We start from the raw sequence: 3,946 nt of genomic DNA, 5'->3' as shown, positions 1-3,946 counted from the left end.
CGCGCCGCATCGGTCGCATCGCGGTGCGAAGAAGCTGCCGTGCAGATGCAGCGCGCCTTCGACGCCGGCACGCTCGTGCAGGTCGTCGACGTTCTGCGTCACCACCTGCGCGCCGAATTCGCGCTGCAGACGCGCCACCGCGACATGGCCGGGGTTCGGCGTCGCGGCCATCACCTGGCCGCGGCGCCATTCGTACCAGCCCCAGACGGTCTCCTTGTCGCGTTGCCAGGCGCCAGGTGTTGCCAGTTGCTCGGGATCGAATTCGCCCCACAGTCCGTTGCTGCCCGAACGGAAGGTCGGGATGCCGCTGTCGGCCGACATCCCGGCACCGCTGAACACGACGATGTGCTCGAAACGTCGATTCAGCAGTTGACCCAATGCTGTGGGTGGGTCGACCCACTCGTTCTTGTCATTCATGTTCAGAAGTCCGTCGATTTGCAGGACGTGATTCCCCCGCGAGAGGGAGTCCGTCTCCCCCGACGACTCGCTTTCGCAGCAGGGATGCGCTCGGATAATCGCATGCTATGAGTTACTCGCCCTCTCTCGTCGCCAATGCATTCGTCTATCGCGGACAACAGGCGGGACGCAAGTTCGGGCATCTGGAGATCCAGAAGTTCGTGTTCTTCATTCACGGCTGGACTCTGACGTTCTTGGGTCAATCGGTCGTTTCCGAGCGCCCCGAAGCCTGGGAGCATGGACCGCTGTTCTCTTCGCTCTATTACCGTCTCAGGAAATTCGAGGCCAAGGCGATCGAGATGCTGCCGGAGTTCCAGCCGGAGACTTGCCAGTTTGTTCCCCTCGTACCGAGCAAGGCCGACACGCGCTTCTGGTTCTATGTCGATCAGGTCCTGGACCGATACGGAAGGTTTGAGCCGGATCATCTGTCTTCGATCGCGCGTCATCCCGGCGGCGCTTGGGAGGAAACAAGGAAAGCGAAGCGCACCGTGATGAGCGACGAGGTGATCCGAAAGCACTTCGCCAGGAATGCCGCCAATGCTGCCAACGATTGAACTGCCGCTGCTCGACCAACAGGAGCTTCCCGACGTCTCCTCCCTGGAGGCGGCCGCTCTCCACAACAACACCGAGCGTCACTTCCTCAGCAGGCCAGAAGAACTGGATCTCAGCCTGCGCGCCTGGGCCGCACGGGGTGGATTGGCCACCGCGGCGTTGCTCTACGCCGCGGGGCTGTTCTCCCTCAGCGTCTTCGTTGGCGTCTTTGAGCACTGGCCCGCCGTCTCGGCTGACAAGTGGCACATCGTCGTGACCACCGTCGTCGCGCTCTTCTCCGTGCCCACGATGATCCTGCTGACGATCATCCGAAGCTCTTCGACGATCAAGGCCGAACCGGATGCCGGAATCAAAAACCTTCATACCTTGGTCGGCGAGAAGCTCCTCAACCTGCTCGAGAAGCTCGCCGACAAGGTGATCGCCAAGAACTGAGCTCAGGGGCTCGGAGGCTCAGCCCTTCAACGCCGCCTCGATCTTGGCGACGTCGATCTTGTGCATTTCCATCATCGCGCTGAAGGCGCGCTTGGCTGCGGCGCGGTCCGGGTTGTTCAGCGCCTCCGACAGCACGCGCGGCGTGATCTGCCACGAGATGCCCCATTTGTCCTTGCACCAGCCGCACGCGCTCTCCTGACCGCCGTTGCCGACGATCGCGTTCCAGAGGCGATCCGTCTCGGCCTGATCGTCGGTCGCGACCTGGAAGGAGAAGGCCTCGCTGTGCTTGATGCCCGGGCCGCCGTTCAGGCCGATGCAGGGAATGCCCATCACCGTGAACTCGACGACCAGCACGTCGCCCTCCACGCCTGAGGGGTAGTCGCCCGGCGCCCGCGCGATGCGGCCCACCTTGCTGTCCGGGAAGGTCTTCTCGTAGAAGCGCGCAGCCTCCTCGGCATCCTTGTCGTACCAGACGCAGATCGTGTTCTTCGCTTGCATGGGGTCTCCTTGGGGTTGGGGTGTCATCGTATGCACGACGAGCGGCACCCCGCCATTTCGACACGGTCCTGCGCATGGGGGACACACGCCCTGTGCGACAACAGAACATCCCCGATCGGATCCCCCGCTTCTGTCAGATCCCGCCCGCCGACACGATCGGCCCGGTCGGCTTGCCGGTGCGCGAGCCGCCGCTGGGCTCCAGGCTGACGGCGAAAGCCTGGGTATCGGCCAGCAGGTTGGCGCGCGTCACCGTGGTCGGGACATCGCCCGCCGCGATCAGGCCCAACGAGCGCGGCGCGCCCGCCTTCGGCACCGCCCACAGTTCGAGCGCGTGGGCCGCGTCGATCACCACCGGCGCCAGTGGCTTCAGCACCAGCGCCCGCCCATCCGCGGACACGCTGGCCACGAAGCCGGTCTTGACGAGCTCGACACCCTCCGGCGTGCTGCGCAGGACCACCACGATGGGCGCCGCCTCCGGCACCGGCCGGGCGACCATCACCGCCAGCACGACCGACGCCGCGAGGGCGACGGCGCTGAGGCCGCGCCAGAAGCGAAGCGGTCCCGCAAGCGCGGCGCGCCCCGCCGCACTGGGGTACGCATCCGCCGCCGACGTCGGAGGCGGGGTCGACATCGATGTCGACTCACCCTCCGTCGCGCCGAACAGGCGCGTCTGGATCGTCGTCCACACGCTCGGCGGCGGCTCCACGGGTGCGACCTGCCCTGCCAGCAGCTGCAGGCGCTCGGCCCAGGCCGCCGTGGCGGCAGCAAGCGCGGGATGCGCCGGCAGCAGGCGCTCGAAGCGACGGCGCGCGCCGCCTCGGAGCGTGCCCACCGCATAGTCCGCGGCCAGCCGCTCCGCGCGTTCGGGATGTCCGTAGTCCATCAGACCACCCTGCCCATCGCGCCCAGCCGCTCGGTCGCCCGGTCCAGGCAGCCGCGCAGGCTCAGCAGGCCGCGCCGCACCCAGCTCTTCACCGTGCCCAGCGGCTGGCTCAGGTGTTCGGCCACCTCGGCATGGGAGAGCCCCTGGTAGTACGCCAGCGCCAGGCTGCTGCGCTGTTCGCCGCTGAGCTGCGACATGCAGCGCTCCAGCGCGTGGGCGCGGTTCGCGTCGTCCAGCAGGTCCAGCGGGCTGGGCTGCTCGCTGGGCAGGTGGTCGAGCAGGTCGCGCTCGCCCTCGCCGCCATCGGCGCCGCCGTCGAGCCCGCCGAAACGGCTGATGGTCGCCGGTTGCGCGGCCCTGCGGCGCAGGCTGTCGATGGCCCGGTGCCGCGCGATCGTCGTGAGCCAGGTCAGCACCTTGCCGTGCGCGACATCGAAGCTAGTCGCCTGTCGCCAGACGGTGATGTAGATCTCCTGCAGCACCTCCTCCGCGTGGCCGCGGTCGCGGTTGATGCGCAGCACCATGCCGAACAGCGTCGCGCTGGTGGCGCGATAGAGCTCGTCGAAGGCGCGCCGGTCGGCCAACGCCACGCGCGCCATCAGCGCCGCCAGGCGCGCGTCGCGCTCGGGATGGGAGGACGGCGCCGTGTCGGCCCGCCGGCCGGGGCCGGGATCGGTGGCTGGATCGGCGCCGGAGTCATCGGAGGGGGTCGTCATGGGCCCTTGTACGCAGCGGGCGCGCAATCGGATCAACTCGGATCCACTCGGATGAAGCCGGATCACGACGGCCCCCACCGATCCGGTCAGAAACTGCGGCGCAGGGTGACGCGCAGCGTGCGCGGCTCGGCGGGATGCACGTGGCGGTCGGCCACCGCGACCGCCTCGCCGGGAAGCCGGGACTCGTAGAAGTACTCGATGTCGTTGACCCGGCGGTCGAGCAGGTTGAAGACGTCCAGCGTCACTTCCGTCTTCGCCCCGAAGCGGCGGCTCACGCGCAGGTTGGTCGTCAGCGAGGAGCGGGACCGCACGCTGTCGTCCTCGATCAGCGGGGCGCTGCCGAGGTAACGCCATTGCAGGCTCGCCGACCAGGGCCCCAGCTCGCGCACCGTCACGCCGAACGAGGCCA

6 protein-coding genes and 1 pseudogene are annotated in these 3,946 nt (G+C 67.9%); 2 read left to right on the top strand and 5 right to left on the bottom strand.

Annotation, left to right across the window (positions count from 1 at the left end; translation table 11 throughout):
- Window positions 1-417, bottom strand: a 417-nt coding sequence (locus VF536_RS13005) for a Sir2 family NAD-dependent protein deacetylase (RefSeq protein ID WP_331615274.1), incomplete at its 3' end; no start/stop codon positions are given.
- A 107-nt stretch (window positions 418-524) separates the two neighbouring features.
- On the opposite strand from VF536_RS13005, the gene VF536_RS13000 reads away from it, so the two are divergent.
- Both VF536_RS13000 and VF536_RS12995 read left to right on the top strand, forming a co-directional pair.
- Window positions 525-1,010 (top strand): Panacea domain-containing protein, encoded by a 486-nt coding sequence (locus tag VF536_RS13000; RefSeq protein ID WP_331615273.1) that lies wholly within the window; start codon window positions 525-527, stop codon window positions 1,008-1,010.
- Window positions 994-1,440, top strand: coding sequence for a hypothetical protein (locus VF536_RS12995; RefSeq protein ID WP_331615272.1), 447 nt, complete (start codon window positions 994-996; stop codon window positions 1,438-1,440). Before VF536_RS13000 ends, VF536_RS12995 begins: the two co-directional genes overlap by 17 nt.
- An 18-nt stretch (window positions 1,441-1,458) precedes the next feature.
- Here the strand turns inward: VF536_RS12995 and VF536_RS12990 are convergent, their stop codons facing one another.
- From VF536_RS12990 to VF536_RS12975, 4 genes and pseudogenes are all read right to left on the bottom strand, one after another.
- Complete coding sequence (locus VF536_RS12990; protein ID WP_331615271.1) at window positions 1,459-1,938, bottom strand: VOC family protein; 480 nt, start codon at window positions 1,936-1,938, stop codon at window positions 1,459-1,461.
- 133 nt (window positions 1,939-2,071) lie between these two features.
- Entirely contained in the window at window positions 2,072-2,821 is a 750-nt protein-coding gene (locus tag VF536_RS12985) for an anti-sigma factor (protein ID WP_331615270.1), read from the bottom strand.
- Window positions 2,821-3,537, bottom strand: a complete 717-nt coding sequence (locus VF536_RS12980; protein WP_331615269.1) for a sigma-70 family RNA polymerase sigma factor — start codon at window positions 3,535-3,537, stop codon at window positions 2,821-2,823. Before VF536_RS12980 ends, VF536_RS12985 begins: the two co-directional genes overlap by 1 nt.
- Before the next feature lie 86 nt (window positions 3,538-3,623).
- Window positions 3,624-3,946, bottom strand: a pseudogene (locus VF536_RS12975) (TonB-dependent receptor); the annotation flags it as partial.

The sequence above is a fragment of the Roseateles sp. genome, assembly GCF_036486225.1.
Lineage (GTDB): Bacteria > Pseudomonadota > Gammaproteobacteria > Burkholderiales > Burkholderiaceae_C > Roseateles.
This window is presented reverse-complemented; position numbering and strand designations above follow the sequence as displayed.

What these genes read in the sequence shown, in the direction of transcription:
- VF536_RS13000 (WP_331615273.1), top strand. Translation starts at nt 525, where the DNA reads ATGAGTTACTCGCCCTCTCTCGTCGCCAATGCATTCGTCTATCGCGGA.
- VF536_RS12990 (WP_331615271.1), bottom strand. Translation starts at nt 1,938, where the DNA reads ATGCAAGCGAAGAACACGATCTGCGTCTGGTACGACAAGGATGCCGAG.
- VF536_RS12995 (WP_331615272.1), top strand. Translation starts at nt 994, where the DNA reads ATGCTGCCAACGATTGAACTGCCGCTGCTCGACCAACAGGAGCTTCCC.
- VF536_RS12985 (WP_331615270.1), bottom strand. Translation starts at nt 2,821, where the DNA reads ATGGACTACGGACATCCCGAACGCGCGGAGCGGCTGGCCGCGGACTAT.
- VF536_RS12980 (WP_331615269.1), bottom strand. Translation starts at nt 3,537, where the DNA reads ATGACGACCCCCTCCGATGACTCCGGCGCCGATCCAGCCACCGATCCC.